Source organism: Exiguobacterium sp. s28 (assembly GCF_018618135.1).
GTDB lineage: Bacteria > Bacillota > Bacilli > Exiguobacteriales > Exiguobacteriaceae > Exiguobacterium > Exiguobacterium mexicanum_A.
In genome coordinates, this window is record NZ_JACSLL010000003.1 from 1 (window position 1) to 16297 (window position 16297).

The window sequence follows — 16297 nt, forward strand, 5'->3', positions numbered from 1 at the left end:
TGGCAAGTCCTTTTTCTTTTCTAAAATAGGAGTGCAGAGTTGTGTACGTTTCCGTTGCACACTTCTGCACTCCTATTTTGCATTACACAGCTAGCTTCAATCAATCAAATTATTTTCACTGCTTATCGACTGATTGATTCTACAATTCAAGTAGTCATCAAATCTACCAAAATAAGTCCTATAGTAAGGTATTAACTCAGAATCCAATACGCTTAATCTTGAGTTATGCTCATTCGCTAATGTTGATCGCCATATCAAATCATCCATTTTTGCAGCTTCCCTTAGATGTATCGAAAATTTTATATAATCCATGAAGTTAAAAGGTTGAGACATCTCGACGCCGTACAATTGATCCGAATACTTTTTCGAATGGTTGTAATCTTCAAAAGAATCTACGTTCTGAAGATTAGGTATTACTAAATTTACAGCGAGAGGAAATGCTCCTGACTCTAAGTTATTATCTATTCGCTTTGATAAATAAGCGATTCCATATACATCAGGCAACTCACTTACAATCTGCATAATGATTTGAGAAATAATGTACTCTGATCTAAACGTTGTCGTATGATTTTTATTTACAAAAGACGTTGCACAAACTAAAGGCCATAATTCAATCATATTCTCGGCTATTTTCTTGAAATCAGTTCTTAACGTTATTGTTTTTGGATTATCAACTTGTCCATAAATGTTTATCATATTGAGCGTTGTCATATCAAACGCTAAATCTAGTATCTTTTTATCACCACATAACTTTACAGCAGAAACATTAAATTCTTCATCTCGTGGTTTATCCATCTCCAGCCAACAACAGTAAGAAGTACTTCCTAAATAGAAACAAGGAATTCCTGGAACACTGAATCTCTGTGTTGAAATTTTTTGTCTTAAAGTCATTGGAATAGGAAGTAAGTCCGAATGTGAATATTCACCTCTACCTACCCTTGCTCTAAAAAATGTTGGTTCTATACCACTATCTATATCTAAAAAACCGTAGAATGCGGGGCTTTCATCTATTTTTGAAATTAAAGGCGTTTCTAAATAGCAATCAATTATTTCCTCAATCTCTTTTTTGGCTTTTTCAAACTTTCCAGAATAATAAAAAACTAATGAATTTTTAATGTGTGCTATATTCTTTGCAGTCTTATGCTTTACCAAAGCAGGAATAACATCGGAACTTTGGACTACTGTTTCGTATTTGTCTAAACACTGACATAAATCTGTATAGTATCTATTATCCTCAGCTATTTTAATTGGGAGTTTGAATTCACTAAACGCCTCTTCTTTAATTAGTCCTAGGATATAGTCTTCTGTATTCAATAAATTATCCTCCTTTTCTAAAAAATAAAATTGATAGGCGACTATCACCGCCACAGTTGGACGGTGTTCGCGAACTCGATATCGGTCGCGATTTCCCCGTCGAGGGCATGTAAATCGAAATCCTTGCCGTCGAGCCACTCCTGAAAATCGAAAATGACCGGGTCGCGGTCGCCACCGAGGGCGAACCACGTCTCGAGCGTCTCCGGGAAGTAAGCGGCCGTATGGATCGTGCCGGCCCAGCTCTTGTACAGCTCCGAGAAGACGCCCTTGTCCGAGTCGTTCATGAGCCGGAACGCGCTCTCGGCGTCCTGGACGATATGTTGATACATCTTGATTTCCATCATCCGGCGTGTTGAATCGTCGAGATGGTAACGGTTCTCGTGTTGTAGCAGCTCGAAATGGTTCGTACAGATATTCGACTCGCGGACACGAATATCGCGTGGTGTCGCTTCGATCACGCGTGTCTTCGACGACTTGTCGTGGACGACATACGTGAACGAGCCGCGGTGCGGAATCTCTTGAAGCAGATCGACCGCTTCCTCGACCGTGGCGCACGTCTCGAGAATCATTCGGCCGATCATCTGGCAGACGAACCCATCTCCAGGCCGCCGGCGGTTGATGAAGTTATAGCCCATGGCGAGCCCTTTCTCGTTCATCCCGTCCATCCGGCCGGTGACGCGTGAGACGGGACCGATGACGGCGTAACCCTCATCTGGCTGGAACACGTTATAGCGTCCATCGTACGTCATCGGGTGATAGTCATAGTTGCGGACGAGGAAGTTGTCCCCCGTCAAAATCGAACAGCCGCTGACCGGGTTATTGACCCGGAAATGACCGAAGTGAAGGAGCGTGTCGGCGAGCGTCAACTCGAGCTCGTCCTGCAGACCGAGCAGTTCTTCCCAAATCTTCGGGGCGAACCGGACGAACGCCTGCTTCGCCTCGCGCTCATCAATCTCAAAGCGCGGGACGCGGAGCTTCCATTGGTCAGTCCGATTCTCGAGCAGTTTGCTGCGCTTAATATAAGTACCTTGAAAACGGCCAAAGTCATAGTGACTGCCGCGAAATTGTGTGAGTTCACTTGAGACACGTTGCATGAAAAAACCTCCCTTGCGTCTAGTATAACGGACGCAACGGAGGTATGTCTGACTTGAGACTGTTTACAACTTGAACTGTCGGCTCATGCGCTGCATGTCCTCGGCCGTGTGCGACAAATCTTTGACGAGCCGGTTCATCGTCTCGCTCGTCGCCGACATTTGTTCGGTCGAGGCGGCCACTTCCTCGTTGCCGGCCGTACTCTCTTCAGAAATCGACGCGATGTCCGAGAGACCACGTTTGATGTCGTCTTGGTTCGTCTTGACGCGTCCGAGCTGTCCTTGCATCGAGTTCGTCAGGCGCTGCATCTCCCGCACGCTCTGCTCAATCTCATTGAAGGCGCGCTTCGTCTCCTCGAGCGTCCGCTTGCCATCCTCGGCGGCGTGCATGCTGTCCGTGAACGTCTCGCCGAGCGCAATCGAGTTTCGTTTGACGCTGCCAACGATTTCCGAAATCTCACTGACCGACCGCGCAACGCTGTCGGATAACTTGCGAATCTCAGAAGCGACGACGGCGAAGCCTTTTCCATGCTCCCCGGCACGAGCCGCCTCGATGGCCGCGTTCAAGGCGAGCAAGTTCGTCTGCTCCGAGATTTGACGGATCATCGTGACGAGCGCCGTCACTTCGTCCGCCTGTTGCTCGAAGTCCTTCACCTGGCCTTGCGACTCGCGCACTTGCAGATGGATGTTCGTCATCTTGCCGACGGCATCCTCCATCAGTTCGAGCCCTTCTGCCGTCACCCGACTGACGACTTCCGCTTGTTCGCTCACGCCGTTCCCGTCGTGCGCCGTCTGGTCGACAAGTCCCGAGAACTCATTCATATGTCCGTACAGTTTCATCGTGAGCACGCTCTGATTCTCGACACCGCCCGCGATTTCTTCCATCGTGAACGCGATTTGACGCGAGGCGTCATTCACTTCTTCCGAGATACTCGCCACGTTGCCGCTCTCGTCACGCACCGTCTGAGCGGATGTCTGCAATCCGGAAATCAAGTCGCGGAGCATTTTCGTCATCTGATCCATCGAGGCGGTGAGCCGCTTGATCTCATCGTTCGCTTTCAACTGGATGTTGTCCATCTCCCTGGCCGCTGTCGCCAAGTCGCCGCTCGCGATATGGGTCGCGACACGTTCGAGCTCACGGAGCGGTCGGAGTTTCCAGCCAAGGTAGCGCCAGATGATGACCGAGGCGATCCCAAGCAAGATGACGAGTCCGATGAGAATCGGCGGCAAGCTCTCTTGCAACACGTCTTCCGTCACCGCGGCGACGTCACTCGCCCCTTTATCGATTCCAAGGACACCGATGACGTCCCCGCCTTGTTTGATTGGAACGAGCACGGTCATATAGTCCCCGTACTCTGGATCCTCGACAATCGGTGTCGTGACGGTCCCACCTTCAAACGCCGCTCTCGCATCTGCAAACGACGTCGCTGTCGTCGGCGTTCCGATATCGACCGCGTCGGCCGCGCTCATCCCATCGACGATGATTTGAAGCTCTTCGCCGTCGGCTGCGAGTGTGTACACATACATGGCCCCGATTTGCGTCCGATACGTGTCGAGCTGTTCCCGAAACTGCTCGAACCGTTCTTCTTTCGTCGGGTTCTGTAAAAAGGCCGCATACGCTTCCGTGTCGATCGCCTCGCTGATGCGGGCCCCGTCCGCTAACAGGACCGCTTGCATCGAGCTCTGTACCGTATGCTTCGTGCTGACGTACTGCAGCACGCCGAACATGACGATGAGCAGCGTGATGAATGCCAACATCATCGCCAAAATCCGTGTCTGCAGTGACTGTGGTTTATTTCGTTTCATGTGATTCCCTCCATTCGTCCTTATTCCTTATATCGGACGACTGTCGCGAAGAGTCCACAAAAAAACGGATGATTTTCGACAAAAATCATCCGTTCGTTCATTCATTTGTCGAATCTACAACCTCGAGCGGCATCGACACCTCGGCCTCGCCTTCTTCTCCGATATGGAAGAGCGGGAGGGTCTCGGTAACGAATAGGTCAGGGTTCAAATCCGCTTGATAGACGTACGTCCGGACGTCCCCTTCGCGTTCCGCGACGAGTTCACCGAACGGGATTGGGACACGGGTGCCATCGACTTCATAACTGATGATCGTCGTCGGATCGAGGCGACGGTCTTCGAGCATCCGAATCGTGAACAGCATCGTCGAGCTGTTCGTCCGCTCGAGCGAGACCGCAATCGATTCCGATTGACCGGCCCGTTTTTCAATCATCGCATCTTCGACGTCCTGCTCGAACACGACGTTCTCTTCGGCCGGATCATCTTGCACTTGTTGGCAACCGACGATGGTCGCCAATCCGAGAATCAAGGCAATCACCAATACGCGCATCTCGTTCTCTCCTCACTTCAAGGCGAAAGTGAGTTCCGCTTCACAAGCAACTTCTCCATCGACCGTCGCCACGGCGCGCCCTTTACCGATTGGTCCGCGCACTTTCAAAATCTCGACCTCGAGGCGTAATTGATCGCCCGGGACGACTTGACGTTTGAAGCGACATCCATCGATACCTGCGAAGAACGCGAGCTTGCCTCGGTTCGACTCCTGCTTGAGCATCGCGAACGCGCCGACTTGCGCGAGCGCCTCGACGATCAACACGCCAGGCATGACGTTATAGTCTGGGAAATGTCCATTGAAGAACTCTTCGTTCGCCGTCACATTCTTTAATCCAACGGCCCGTTTGCCTTCTTCGACCTCAAGAATCCGGTCGATGAGCAAAAACGGGTACCGATGCGGGATCACTTCTTTAATCTGTTCAATCGTGTACATGGTTCCACCACCCTTATGATGTTAGCCAAAAATCGGTGATATGGCGCCACGTGTCGATGTTGAACACGTCCTTCCACTCGCCTCCGCCAATCACGCTGTACCCGATGATGGCCCCAATCGCAAGCATCACGAAAGCCAACAACAGGACAACGATGACGCGTAACAAGATTGGGAAACGTCGATGGTTCGATAATCGTTTCCGCTCCGTCCGCTCTTTAGACTCGGTCTGTTCCGAGCCGTTTTGTTCTTCCTTCGCCACGTCCATACATCCTTTCAGCTGAATTAATTATAACATATTAGTACCAGGTAATAAAACTGTTGCATGAGTTCTATATAAGTGTAACGTATCTACTATACGTCGAACAAGCGCCCGGCCTAGGGCAAGGGCGACGCTTCTGTGAAAAATACTGCCCGTTTCCACCTATGCTGTGCTACCGTAAGAGTATTCATCATTTAGGAGGGTTTATTTTTATGTGGAAAGAATTCAAAGAGTTTGCAATCAAAGGCAATGTAATTGACCTCGCCGTCGCCTTCATCCTCGGGGCCGCCTTCACGGCCATCGTCACGTCGCTCGTCAACGACATCTTCATGCCGTTCCTCGGCATCCTCATCGGCGGCATCGACTTCTCGACGCTCGCGGTGTCGGTGCTCGGCGTGAACGTGACGTACGGCAACTTCTTACAAGAAATCGTCAAGTTTTTCCTCATCGCCTTCGCCTTGTTCATGATGGTCAAAGTGTTGAACCGTCTGAAACGTGAGAAAGCGGTCGAAGAGACACCAGAACCGGAACTGTCGCGTGAAGAGCAGCTCCTATCTGAAATCCGTGACTTGTTAAAAGAGCGTCCATAACGTAGTAACGCCTGAACCGAAGTCGGTTCAGGCGTTTTTGTCGAGAATCGACATCACTCGGCTGACGGCGTCCGTGAGAAGCGGTTCTGCCTGGTGCATCGCCTCGGCGAGCGTCATTACCCGGGAAATGATTGAAAACACGGCACGGATTCCGGCGTCCGGAACGGCGATTACGTCTGTTTGTCCGGTGAAGACGAGCGTCGGGACCCCGTGTGCGTGGGCGAGACGGGCCAACCCGTACGGTGCTTTCCCGTGAAGCGACTGCGCATCGAAGCGACCTTCTCCCGTGATCAACCAGTCGGCCGTGCGCAGTTTCTTCTCCAGGTTCGACCAGCGTATGACTTCTTCAATGCCGCTCACGTACCGGGCACCGAGGTGGTAGAGCGCGAAGCCGATGCCTCCGGCTGCGCCCGCCCCAGGTCGCGTGGTCAAATCACGTTCGAAACAACGGGCGTACGTGGCAAGCAGTTCGTCATAGCACACGACTTCTTCTGGCGCCAACCCTTTCTGCGGACCGAACACGGCCGCGGCCCCGTCTTGTCCAAGGAGTGGATTCGTCACGTCCGCGGCGATGCGCCATTCGACATAACCCGCTTCCGGGAGGAGTCCTGTCCAATCGACTTGCACGACGCGCTCAAGTTGATGCGGGAACGGTCCAATGACATGTCCAAACTCATCGAAGAAGCGGACACCAAGCGCCTCGAGCAATCCCTTTCCCCCGTCGACGGTCGCGCTCCCGCCGAGGCCGACGGTGATGCGTGTCGCCCCGCGCTCGAGCGCATGCCGGATTTGCAAACCCGTTCCGTACGAACTATAGCGCCACGGGTCGAGCGTATCGACGAGTGTGAGCCCGGACGCTTCGGCGACTTCGATGACCGCTGCTCGTCCCGCCTCGAGCCACCCGTAACGCGTTGTTCGTAACGTCCCGTCGAGCGACACGACGTCCTGCGTGACGATTTCGGCATCCGGATGTGTCAGCAGCCACGCGTCTAAAAAGCCTTCCCCGCCGTCTGAGATCGGTACCTCGACGACGTCGTGCCCAGCGAGCGCCCGACCAACCGCTCGGTTCGCCTCCACACTCGTCATCGACCCTTTGAACGAATCCATCGCCACGACAATTCGCATGTCCATCCCTCCTCCTATTCAGTGTAACGCAAAAACCGCCCTTCCGAAGAAGAACGGTCCCTGATTAACGAAGCGACGTGACGAGTCCCATCATCTGGTCACTCATCGACAACGCCCGTGAATTCATCTGATACGCGCGCTGCGTGATCGTCATATCGGTCATCTCTTTCGTCAAATCGACGTTCGACGATTCGAGGGTGCCTTCAATCAACAAATTGCCGAGTGGACGGTCGATGTCAGCCGCCAAGTCGGCCGCATAGACGTTGTCTCCGAGTGGACGGAGCGCCGACGTGTTGCGTACCTCGACAATATCGAGGCGGCCGAACTCTTGCTCGACGCCGTTCACGCTGGCGACGACCGTGCCGTCTTGACGGACGCGGTGCGCCGTCGCCTCGTTCGGCATGACGATCGGATTGCCGTCCGCACCAAGAAGGGCGTTCCCGTTCACGTCGACGAGCGTCGTTTGTTCACCGACCGAGAGCTGCATGTTCCCGCTCCGGGTCAATCCGACACCGTTCTCTGTCTCGACGGCGAAGAACTGGCGGCTCGCTTTCAAGAACACATCAAGGCCACGGTCCGTCTTCCGGATTTGGCCGATATTGAACTGTTGACTGATGTCAGCGACGTGGCCGCCAACGCCGATGCGAATCCCATTCGGGGTGTCGCGTCCGACTTCAAGTTCGGCACGCGGTTGATTGTCATACGCCTGCGACAAGAGCGAGGCAAAGTGGGTCTGTTCCCGCTTATAGCCGGCCGTATCGACGTTGGCGATGTTATGGCCCGTCACGTCAAGTTGACGCTGAAGCTGGGTGAGCGACGAGACCGAGTTATAGATCGATTGCATGGGCTTCCTCCTTAACGAATCCGAGCGATCTCAATGGCCCGCTCGGCACTCTTGTCATACGCTTGGACGACTTTTTGGTTCGCCTCGAACTGACGGTACGTCGTCATCAAATCGGCCATCGTCCGATCGAGGTCGACGTTCGCCTCTTCGATGAATCCTTGTTGGAATTGGACGTTCGCTGCTGGCGGTGCGTCTCCGTTGACCCGGTAATCGTTCCCGACCTGTTCGAGCGTCGCTAAGTCATTAACTTGGACGGCACCGAGTGTCGCCACATTCTCGCCGAGCGACGTGATTTGTCCGTCGCCTGACAATGTGAACTCACTTGATGGCAGCTGGATGCGCTCGCCTGCGTCAGAGAGGATATATCCGCCATCCGCCGAGCGTAAAAAACGCTCCTCGTCGACCGCGAACCGTCCATTCGTCGTATAGAGCGTCTCGCCGTTCTGTTCGACGGCGAACATGGCGGCACCCGTCGCGTCAGCCGGCACCTTCATATATACGTCGGTCGGGCTGCCCGTCTCCGAGATGCTCCCGCTCGAGAATCGAGGCATCGTCTCTTGAAGGTAGACACCTGTCGATAACGTGCCAACTTCACCTTGGACGCGTGAGCGCGCATTCCCAGGGTGGCTCACTTGGGCGAGCAACATTTCCGGGAACGAGCGAACGACGCCGTTGGACGCCTTGAATCCTGGTGTCCGGACGTTACCGAGGTTATTGCTCAAAATCTCTTGTTGGCGCTGGAGCGCGTTCATCGCGCCCGCCGCCGTATATAATCCGCGTAGCATGGTCGTCTTCCTTTCATCGTTCAAAGTCTTCACTCTGTATATCGTACCAAATGAATGTTTCATTCACCGTTTTTTGAAAAAAAGTAAAAAAACCACTTCACGATGATGAAGTGGTTTTGCATCAAGCGACGATCGGGAGTTCGACCATCATCGTCGTCCCATTCCCAAGTTCCGAACGGACACTGATCGTTCCGCCGTGCGATTCGATGATCTCTTTACAGATCGCGAGTCCGAGGCCGGTGCCTCCAATATTGCGACTCTGCTCGTTCTGGACACGGTAAAACTTATCAAACAGTCGTTCGGCATCTGCGGGTGCCACACCCATGCCTTCGTCTTCGATGGCGATCCGGATGACATCGTCCTCGCACGAGACGTTGACGGCGATATTACCGCCGTCGGGTGAATATTTAATAGCGTTGTTCAAGATATTTGAGAACACTTGGCGCAGTTGCGCCGGGTCTCCTGAGACACGGAGCGTTTCATCACAATCGAAATGGAACGCATGCAACTCGGTCGATCCGGCATGAATCTCGAGAACGTCCGACAACAGTTCGAACAAACTCTCGACTTTGAAGTCTTGCTCCGCTTTACCAGCCTCCATCTTCTGAACATCGAGCAAGTTGCTGACGAGCCGCTCGAGCCGGGTCGTCTCACTGTGTATCATGCTCAAGTAGCGTTTCCGCTTCTCTTCGTCGACGTGACGATGTTCAAGCAGTTCGGTAAAACCGAGAATCGATGTGAGCGGGGTCCGAAGTTCATGAGACACCGTCGCGACGAGTTCCGTCTTCAAGCGGTCAATCTCAATCTCTTTCGTAATGTCCCGTGACACAAACATCACGCCGAAACGTTCGTCCTGCAGTTCAATCGGTTCGGCGTACATCCGTATGATACGTCTTCCCCCTTGCATCGAATACGTAAACGTCTCATCGAAGATTCCGCAGTTCTTCGCCCGGTGCGTGAACCGGTTGAGGCCGTCTTGGTCATCGATTTGATCCATGAACGGTTCGTAGAATGCGTCAATCGGATACAGGCTCTGACGGTCGCCGAACGGGAACGGTTGCTCATACAGTTCGAACAACGCCTCGTTGGCGAAACGTTGATTCGTGTCTGCCTCGACGAAGACAATCGCATCACGCATCGTGTGCAAGATCCGGGCCGTCTTCTCGCGCTCTTTCTCGAGTTCATCATGTTGATGAATCAACGAGCTCGACATCTCCGTGAATGAATTCGACAGTTGACCGACCTCGTTTTGGAGCGGTTTGATTGGAATGAGCGTGGCGTGCGGGTCGACCGCGAGCCGTTCACTGTTCGTGATGAGCGCCTCGAGCTGTCTCGTTAAGCGTACGATATACGGTTGCAAGCTGATGAACAGAACAAACAAAGCTCCGAGTAGAATGAGCAGCCACATCCATTGGGCTTTCGCGAGCTGTTCGGATAGTTGCTCACGCAGGCCCGTCTCTTGATAATCGAGCTCAGACCGATAGTCCGTGAACACCGATTCCATATCGACGATGCTCGCGCTCATATCGGCCGCACTATTCGAATTAAATTTGAATCGTGTCTGATTCGATGATGCGTTGCTCGGCATGAGTTGGCCGACGGTCGCCATCTGTAAGAACGGCTCATCGACTTCCCCGTTTGCTTTGGCGACAACGTAACGCTCAAGTCCGGGCATGACGCGAGATGTATAGATGGTGAACAATAGGCGTGCCTCTTCCGCGAACGTCGTCTCTTCGTTCGTCGCAGCGTTTTGTTCGAACCACATCGTCTGGTCGTCGATTCGGTCTTGGGCTTGCTTGACTTCCGCTAGCAACGCGTCTTCTCCAAGCAAGACGTGACCGCGCATCTCGTATTGCATCGACTGCCATGTCTCAAACAAATCGGTCGCCCGCGATCGTTGTTCACTGATCCGTTCGAGCTCGACTGTCGTTTCGCGGATCGCCTGTTGGGTATAAAAGTATGTGCCGAGTGACGTCAATGTGATTAAGGCGATTAATACGTAAAACACAGTGAGGACTTGGCGGCTAATTCGTTGTTCGATCCAGCGTTTCATATGTGGCCTTCTTTCATATCGGGGATTGATCGGATTGGATAGGTCAGTATGTTCGGCTATTCAAAAAAGTCAGTTTCGTGTACGATAAGAAAACATTCGTCACGTTAATATGTGAACGATTAGTGTCAGTATATCGTTCGTTTCTCACAAGAAACTCACAAACCACGAAGGGAATATGCAGATGACCCCTAAATCGATTGGGCTGGTCGTGTTGATGGTCTTCTTCGCGCTCGTTGGCGGCTTCGCCTTGACGCGCGGACAGACGATCGACGATTCAGTCACCGTCACACAAGGAACGGCCGATTTGATCGATTCTCGTGTGACCGAACAACTCATGCGTCTCGATGGGACGTGGCGCTTTCAATCGAGCCTGCTCGAGCGAGTCGACCGCGAGTCTTATCGACAACTCCCGCATGTGACACCACACAAGATGGCTACTTATGAAGCTGACATTTCACTACCTCCCGGACAATACGCTTTGCGTGTGCCGCGTAACCACCCACATGTCAACCTTCTCATTGATGGAGAAGCTGTTTCACCCGTCTACGCATCGACAGATGAAGACCTTCGGCATGCCTACCTCGTTCTTCTAGATACGCATACCCCGACGTTCCGTCTGACGATTCAAACGGCTGAGACGAATGAGCTCTCGACTGGAATTTCCGATAGCCTGCTCATCGGTCCAACGAGCAATATGATGACCTATCATAATCAATACTTCAGTTATGAGTTCGTGATTATCCTCATCTCGCTCCTCATTTTTTCATTCTACGCAATCGTTTGGCTGTTCCATCGTAAGGAATCGCTCTATTTATATGGGGCTGCTTTCTTTTTCCTCGTCAGCGTCTCGCTTATGACGAGTGATCAAATGATTGTATTCGAAATCGTCCCTATGATGTCTTACGTTTTGGCCCATAAATTAAATTTGATTACGGCATTACTGAGTGTCGCGATGTTAATCAACTTTGCGTTACGTCTCGAACGCGTCCCGTTTCGGCACTTTTTGAAATACGCGTCCTACCCGCTCTATGCGTTCAGCCTGATCGCCTTGGTGCTGCCAGAAGGTGCGCACGCGACGTTCGACCAATTCCCTTGGGTGTATGTCCTGTTCATCACGTTTTTCTGGACCGGGCTGAACATCAATTGGCTGTTCGAACGAAAAAACGACGGCTATCCGTTCGAATTTCTCGTGTTCACGATCTCACTCATCATCGGCTATGTCGGCCAGTTGATCAACGTTCTGATTGACCACCCGAACCAAGAACTGTATACGAGCGTCATGTCGCTCATTTACTTCCTGCTCATGTTCACGTTGCTCCCGATTCACTTGTCGACGGATAAACGGCAAAAGCGTGAAGTGCAGACGTTCGCCAACCAAAGTGAGATTTCGTTCTTCAACGCCCAAATCAAGCCACACTTCCTATACAACACGTTCGGGAACGTGATTGCGCTCTGTTACACGGCACCGACCGAGGCGGCACGTTTGCTCAGTCATTTGAGCACATATGTCCGCTTCATCTTCGAGAACGGGCGGACCGAGAACAATATCTCGCTCAAGCAAGAACTCGACGTCATCGACTCGTATTTGATGATCGAGCAGACTCGCTTCAATGATGCATTCACCATCACGAAAGATATCGACGAATCCGTCCTCAACGCCTCGATTCCACCGCTGTTATTGCAACCGCTCGTCGAGAACGCGGTCCAGCATGGGTTGATGAAACAACCAGGCATCAAACGGCTCATGCTGTCTGTGAAATCTTCAAACGATGCGATCGATATCCGGATTGCTGACAACGGCATCGGGTTCAATCCGACACCGCACTTGAGAAAATCGAATGGAATCGGTATCCCGAATGTCAAGAATCGGATCGACTTCATACCAGATGCCACGTTTAAATTAAATTCTGAACCAGGAGTCGGCACGCATGTGCATATCCGACTCCCAAAACGAGAGAGGATGAACGAGCAACATGCGCACGATCTTGATTGAAGATGAACACCATATTTTAAGGATGATGGAGCGCCTCATCCAAGCCGAACCGAACTTGAAATGGATGGGGTCGTTCCACGACCCGTTCCAAGCGCTTGAATTTTTAGCAAACCAGGAAGTCGATCTTGTCTTCCTCGATATCGAGATGCCGCAGATGAACGGTCTCGATTTCGCCAAGCGCTTGCCCGAGACGACACAAGTCGTCTTCACGACGGCGCACAGCCAATACGCGGTCGATGCGTTCAACCTGCAAGCGACGCACTATCTGCTCAAGCCGATCACCGAACAGATGATTCACGATTTGATTCCACGCGTCTCGAAGCGATACAAGGAGACAATGTCGACCGAGCATCATCGGACGTGTACGATTCAATGTCTCGACCACTTCTCGGTCAAGACGCAAGACGGCGACCTCGTCAAATGGCCGACACAGAAGACCGAGGAGCTGTTCGCCTACTTGATTTACCATCGCGATAAAGTCGTCAACAAGTGGCTGATCGCCGAGACGCTGTACCCGGACATCGACGAGCCGCAGCGTGCGCTCCATAACGTCTATAACCTCGTCTATCGGTTGAAGAAGACGCTCGCCGAGTACGATTTGAGCATCTCGGTCCAGACGATCAATAACGGCTACTCGCTTCACTTGGACGACGTCTGTCTATGCGATTACCACGATTGGCTGGACGCGAAGCACAAACCGTTCCCACAAGCAGATTTGAACGCCCGTCTCTTCGTCGACAAAGACTATACGTGGCATTGAAAAAGAGCTTGTCCCGATTCAGGAGAAGCTCAGCTCGTTGACCACTATGAAACATCCTGCTCGTCTTTCGGCGCCCACGCTTTCCGCAGGCAATCCCGGAGCCGCATCGCGACTCACGTCGCTGCTGGGTCTCCGTCGGATTGCTTTCCTGTCGGAGTCGGGGCGCCTTTGACGAGCAACGCAAACGGTCGCCTTCAGGCGGCCGTTTTTCATGTCTATCGCTCTTCATTCACATAACGACCATTGAACACAAGAAACGGCAACTATACATCGTCGCCCCCATTCAAAACGAACCAACTCGCTGTTTGGCGAATCGGTTCGTTCACAACCCGAGCTTGTCCCTATCTATAGGACAAGCTCTTTTTAGCGTCCGACGAAGCCGCCATCGACGTGAAGATGTTGTCCGTTGACCCACGCCCCGTCCGGCCCCATGAGGAACGCGATATAGCGGGCCGTGTCCTCAGGTGTGCCGATGCGCCCATGCGGGAACAGCGGTACGAGCTGCTCACGGAGCGCGTCATCAATCCAACCCGAATCGGTCGGACCCGGATCGAGCGCGTTCACAGAGATTCCGTACTGCCCTGCCCCGTTGGCGAGCGCCGGTGTGATGGCGATCAACATGCCTTTCGTGGCGATATAAGCCAAGTTGGATGCATCCGCTCCCCCGGATACCATGAACAAGATGCGTCCGTCCGTATGCGCCGCTCGTTTGTATCGCTCGATGAAGGCGAACGTCAGGCCGAGCGTCCCTTCGTTATTGACAAGATAATGGTGACGGAGCGTCTCGGTCGAGAACGTATCGACACTCACGTGCCGCTCATACGTCGCGTTGTTAATGAGACGGCTCGGAGTACCGAGCGCCGCTTCGACGCGGTCGAGCAGCCCTTCTGCGTCTCCAGACGACAAATCATACGCCTCGTGTGCGACACGGGCGCCTGAGGCCCGTAATTCGTCGACAAAGCCGTCGATGAAGTCGGGTTCCGCTCCGACGCCTTCCGTGCCATCAAACGGGCTCCAGTGCGTCATATACAAATCGTGGCCTGCCATAGCAAGTTTTCGCGCGATGGCCGCCCCGATGCCTTGCGTCCGGCTGACACCGGTAATGAGTGTGAGTGGTCGTGTCATTCAATCATCCCCTTTACTCCTTAATTGGTGAGAAAATACGGTCCCCAGTCCGCTTCGTGCGGGATGACATACGTCCACGTATAAGCCGGGTCGACGATATAGATATCCGCGTAGTCCATGGTCTCGACAATCAAGTCTCTCCTAGTGAGTGGTTTTGCTTGCGTCAAATCGAGCTCGAGCACATCGTTCGAGTGTTGAAAAAAGAGGATCGCTTTCCACTTTCCGGCCCGTTCGAACGCGTGATCAGCAGCCGTTCCGACGAGACAGCTGTCAGTCCTTGCCACGATATCCTCCCACAAATAAGGAGAAAGCCGTATCGGCTGTTCTGGTCGTATGAAGTGTGCCACCCATGTCTGACGCGCTTCTTGGCCCCGTTCTTCAACCACTGTGACCTCGACCCCTTTCGCCGTCAATCGCTCAATCAATGGATTCATCTGCACCCCTCCCCCTTTAGTCTATCCATTTACAGGAAATTCGGACAGTCTTGAATGCAAAAAAGGCACGACGCCTGCAGACGTCGTACCTCTATCTCGTATTACTTCAAACGATCTAAATGCTCGAGCATGATGCCCGTGCCGTGTGCGACGCTGAGCGTCGGCTCTTCGGCGATCATGACGGGCAACCCGACACGCTCGGCCACGAGCTGGTCGATGCCGTGGAGGAGCGAGCCGCCACCTGTCATGATGATGCCGCGGTCGATGATATCGGCCGCAAGTTCCGGAGGCGTCTGTTCGAGGACGCGCTTCGTCGCTTCGACGATTTCATTCGCCGATTCGGCCATCGCTTCACGGAGTTCTTCCGACGTAATCGTTACCGTACGCGGAAGCCCACGCACCATGTCACGACCGCGGATATCCATCGTCTCGTTACGACCGCCTGGGAAGACCGTCGCAATCTCTTTCTTGATTTGCTCGGCCGTCCGCTCACCGATGACGAGCTTATGCTTGTCCTTGATGGCGCGGAGGATGTCCGTATCGAAACGGTCTCCGGCGATTTTGATCGTTTCACCGCAGACGATATCGCCCATCGAGAGGATGGCAACGTCTGTCGTCCCGCCACCGATGTCGACGATCATATGACCGACCGGCTTCCAGATGTCCATGCCCGAACCGACCGCTGCTGCCTTCGGTTCTACGGCGAGGAAGACCTCTTTCGCGCCGGCCTTCTCGGCCGCCTCACGGATCGCTTTCGCTTCAACCGGTGTCACGTTTGCCGGTGTACAGATGAGCATGCGGATGCCGCCAAAGAAACCGCGGACTTGGATCTTCTCGACGAAATGGCGAAGCATTTCTTCGGTTGTCGCGAAGTCAGCGATGACCCCATCACGGAGTGGACGGATGGCGACGATGTCACCTGGCGTACGTCCGACCATCTGATACGCTTCCGTTCCGACAGCGAGTACTTTCCCTGTCGAACGCTTGATGGCAACGACGGATGGCTCGTCGAGGACGATGCCTCGACCTTTGACGTGGATGACGACGTTTGCTGTTCCTAAATCAATCCCGATATCTTTTGAAAACATGGTGTGTAGGTTCCTCCGTTCGTTACTTCATTGAAAAGAGCGAGAAGA

16 protein-coding genes are annotated in these 16297 nt (G+C 52.9%); 3 read left to right on the plus strand and 13 right to left on the minus strand.

The features are described 5' to 3' along the window. Positions 1 to 96: 96 nt before the first annotated feature. The 6 genes from KNP78_RS04375 to KNP78_RS04400 form a co-directional block, all read right to left on the minus strand. A complete protein-coding gene (locus KNP78_RS04375; RefSeq protein WP_214823332.1) occupies positions 97 to 1314 on the minus strand; it encodes a hypothetical protein in 1218 nt (405 codons plus the stop codon). Positions 1315 to 1358: 44 nt separating this feature from the next. After that, positions 1359 to 2408, minus strand: coding sequence for a C45 family autoproteolytic acyltransferase/hydrolase (locus KNP78_RS04380; protein WP_214823333.1), 1050 nt, complete (start codon positions 2406 to 2408; stop codon positions 1359 to 1361). 63 nt (positions 2409 to 2471) lie between these two features. Next, on the minus strand, positions 2472 to 4211 hold the full coding sequence (locus tag KNP78_RS04385) for a methyl-accepting chemotaxis protein (RefSeq protein WP_214823334.1): 1740 nt from the start codon (positions 4209 to 4211) through the stop codon (positions 2472 to 2474). A 97-nt stretch (positions 4212 to 4308) separates the two neighbouring features. Continuing rightward, positions 4309 to 4758: a hypothetical protein gene (locus KNP78_RS04390; protein WP_034779196.1), complete on the minus strand. Its 450-nt coding sequence runs from the start codon at positions 4756 to 4758 to the stop codon at positions 4309 to 4311. Between the two features lie 12 nt (positions 4759 to 4770). Next, positions 4771 to 5193, minus strand: coding sequence for a 3-hydroxyacyl-ACP dehydratase FabZ (gene fabZ / locus KNP78_RS04395; protein WP_021066156.1), 423 nt, complete (start codon positions 5191 to 5193; stop codon positions 4771 to 4773). A gap of 13 nt (positions 5194 to 5206) precedes the next feature. Beyond that, positions 5207 to 5458, minus strand: a complete 252-nt coding sequence (locus KNP78_RS04400; protein ID WP_214753720.1) for a DNA-directed RNA polymerase subunit beta — start codon at positions 5456 to 5458, stop codon at positions 5207 to 5209. A 206-nt stretch (positions 5459 to 5664) separates the two neighbouring features. On the opposite strand from KNP78_RS04400, the gene mscL reads away from it, so the two are divergent. Next, the gene (gene mscL / locus KNP78_RS04405; protein ID WP_034779201.1) at positions 5665 to 6042 is read left to right on the plus strand and encodes a large-conductance mechanosensitive channel protein MscL; all 378 of its coding nucleotides are present in this window, start codon (positions 5665 to 5667) and stop codon (positions 6040 to 6042) included. Between the two features lie 27 nt (positions 6043 to 6069). On the opposite strand, the gene KNP78_RS04410 is transcribed toward mscL, so the two are convergent. From KNP78_RS04410 to KNP78_RS04425, 4 genes are all read right to left on the minus strand, one after another. Next, positions 6070 to 7167 (minus strand): glycerate kinase, encoded by a 1098-nt coding sequence (locus KNP78_RS04410; protein WP_251128447.1) that lies wholly within the window; start codon positions 7165 to 7167, stop codon positions 6070 to 6072. 64 nt (positions 7168 to 7231) lie between these two features. Next, positions 7232 to 8011, minus strand: coding sequence for a flagellar hook-basal body protein (locus KNP78_RS04415; RefSeq protein ID WP_214753718.1), 780 nt, complete (start codon positions 8009 to 8011; stop codon positions 7232 to 7234). A gap of 11 nt (positions 8012 to 8022) precedes the next feature. Further along, positions 8023 to 8796 (minus strand): flagellar hook-basal body protein, encoded by a 774-nt coding sequence (locus KNP78_RS04420; protein WP_214796725.1) that lies wholly within the window; start codon positions 8794 to 8796, stop codon positions 8023 to 8025. Between the two features lie 121 nt (positions 8797 to 8917). After that, positions 8918 to 10849 (minus strand): sensor histidine kinase, encoded by a 1932-nt coding sequence (locus tag KNP78_RS04425; protein WP_214823335.1) that lies wholly within the window; start codon positions 10847 to 10849, stop codon positions 8918 to 8920. 181 nt (positions 10850 to 11030) lie between these two features. Here KNP78_RS04425 and KNP78_RS04430 point away from each other — a divergent pair, with 181 nt between their 5' ends. After that, entirely contained in the window at positions 11031 to 12842 is a 1812-nt protein-coding gene (locus KNP78_RS04430) for a sensor histidine kinase (RefSeq protein ID WP_214823336.1), read from the plus strand. After that, entirely contained in the window at positions 12823 to 13602 is a 780-nt protein-coding gene (locus KNP78_RS04435; RefSeq protein ID WP_214823337.1) for a response regulator, read from the plus strand. Before KNP78_RS04430 ends, KNP78_RS04435 begins: the two co-directional genes overlap by 20 nt. A gap of 363 nt (positions 13603 to 13965) precedes the next feature. On the opposite strand, the gene KNP78_RS04440 is transcribed toward KNP78_RS04435, so the two are convergent. From KNP78_RS04440 to mreB, 3 genes are all read right to left on the minus strand, one after another. After that, positions 13966 to 14727, minus strand: a complete 762-nt coding sequence (locus KNP78_RS04440) for an SDR family oxidoreductase (RefSeq protein ID WP_214823338.1) — start codon at positions 14725 to 14727, stop codon at positions 13966 to 13968. 20 nt (positions 14728 to 14747) lie between these two features. After that, complete coding sequence (locus KNP78_RS04445) at positions 14748 to 15161, minus strand: DUF4275 family protein (protein ID WP_214823339.1); 414 nt, start codon at positions 15159 to 15161, stop codon at positions 14748 to 14750. A 101-nt stretch (positions 15162 to 15262) separates the two neighbouring features. Then, the gene (gene mreB / locus KNP78_RS04450) at positions 15263 to 16249 is read right to left on the minus strand and encodes a rod shape-determining protein (protein ID WP_021066145.1); all 987 of its coding nucleotides are present in this window, start codon (positions 16247 to 16249) and stop codon (positions 15263 to 15265) included. Positions 16250 to 16297 lie beyond the last annotated feature (48 nt).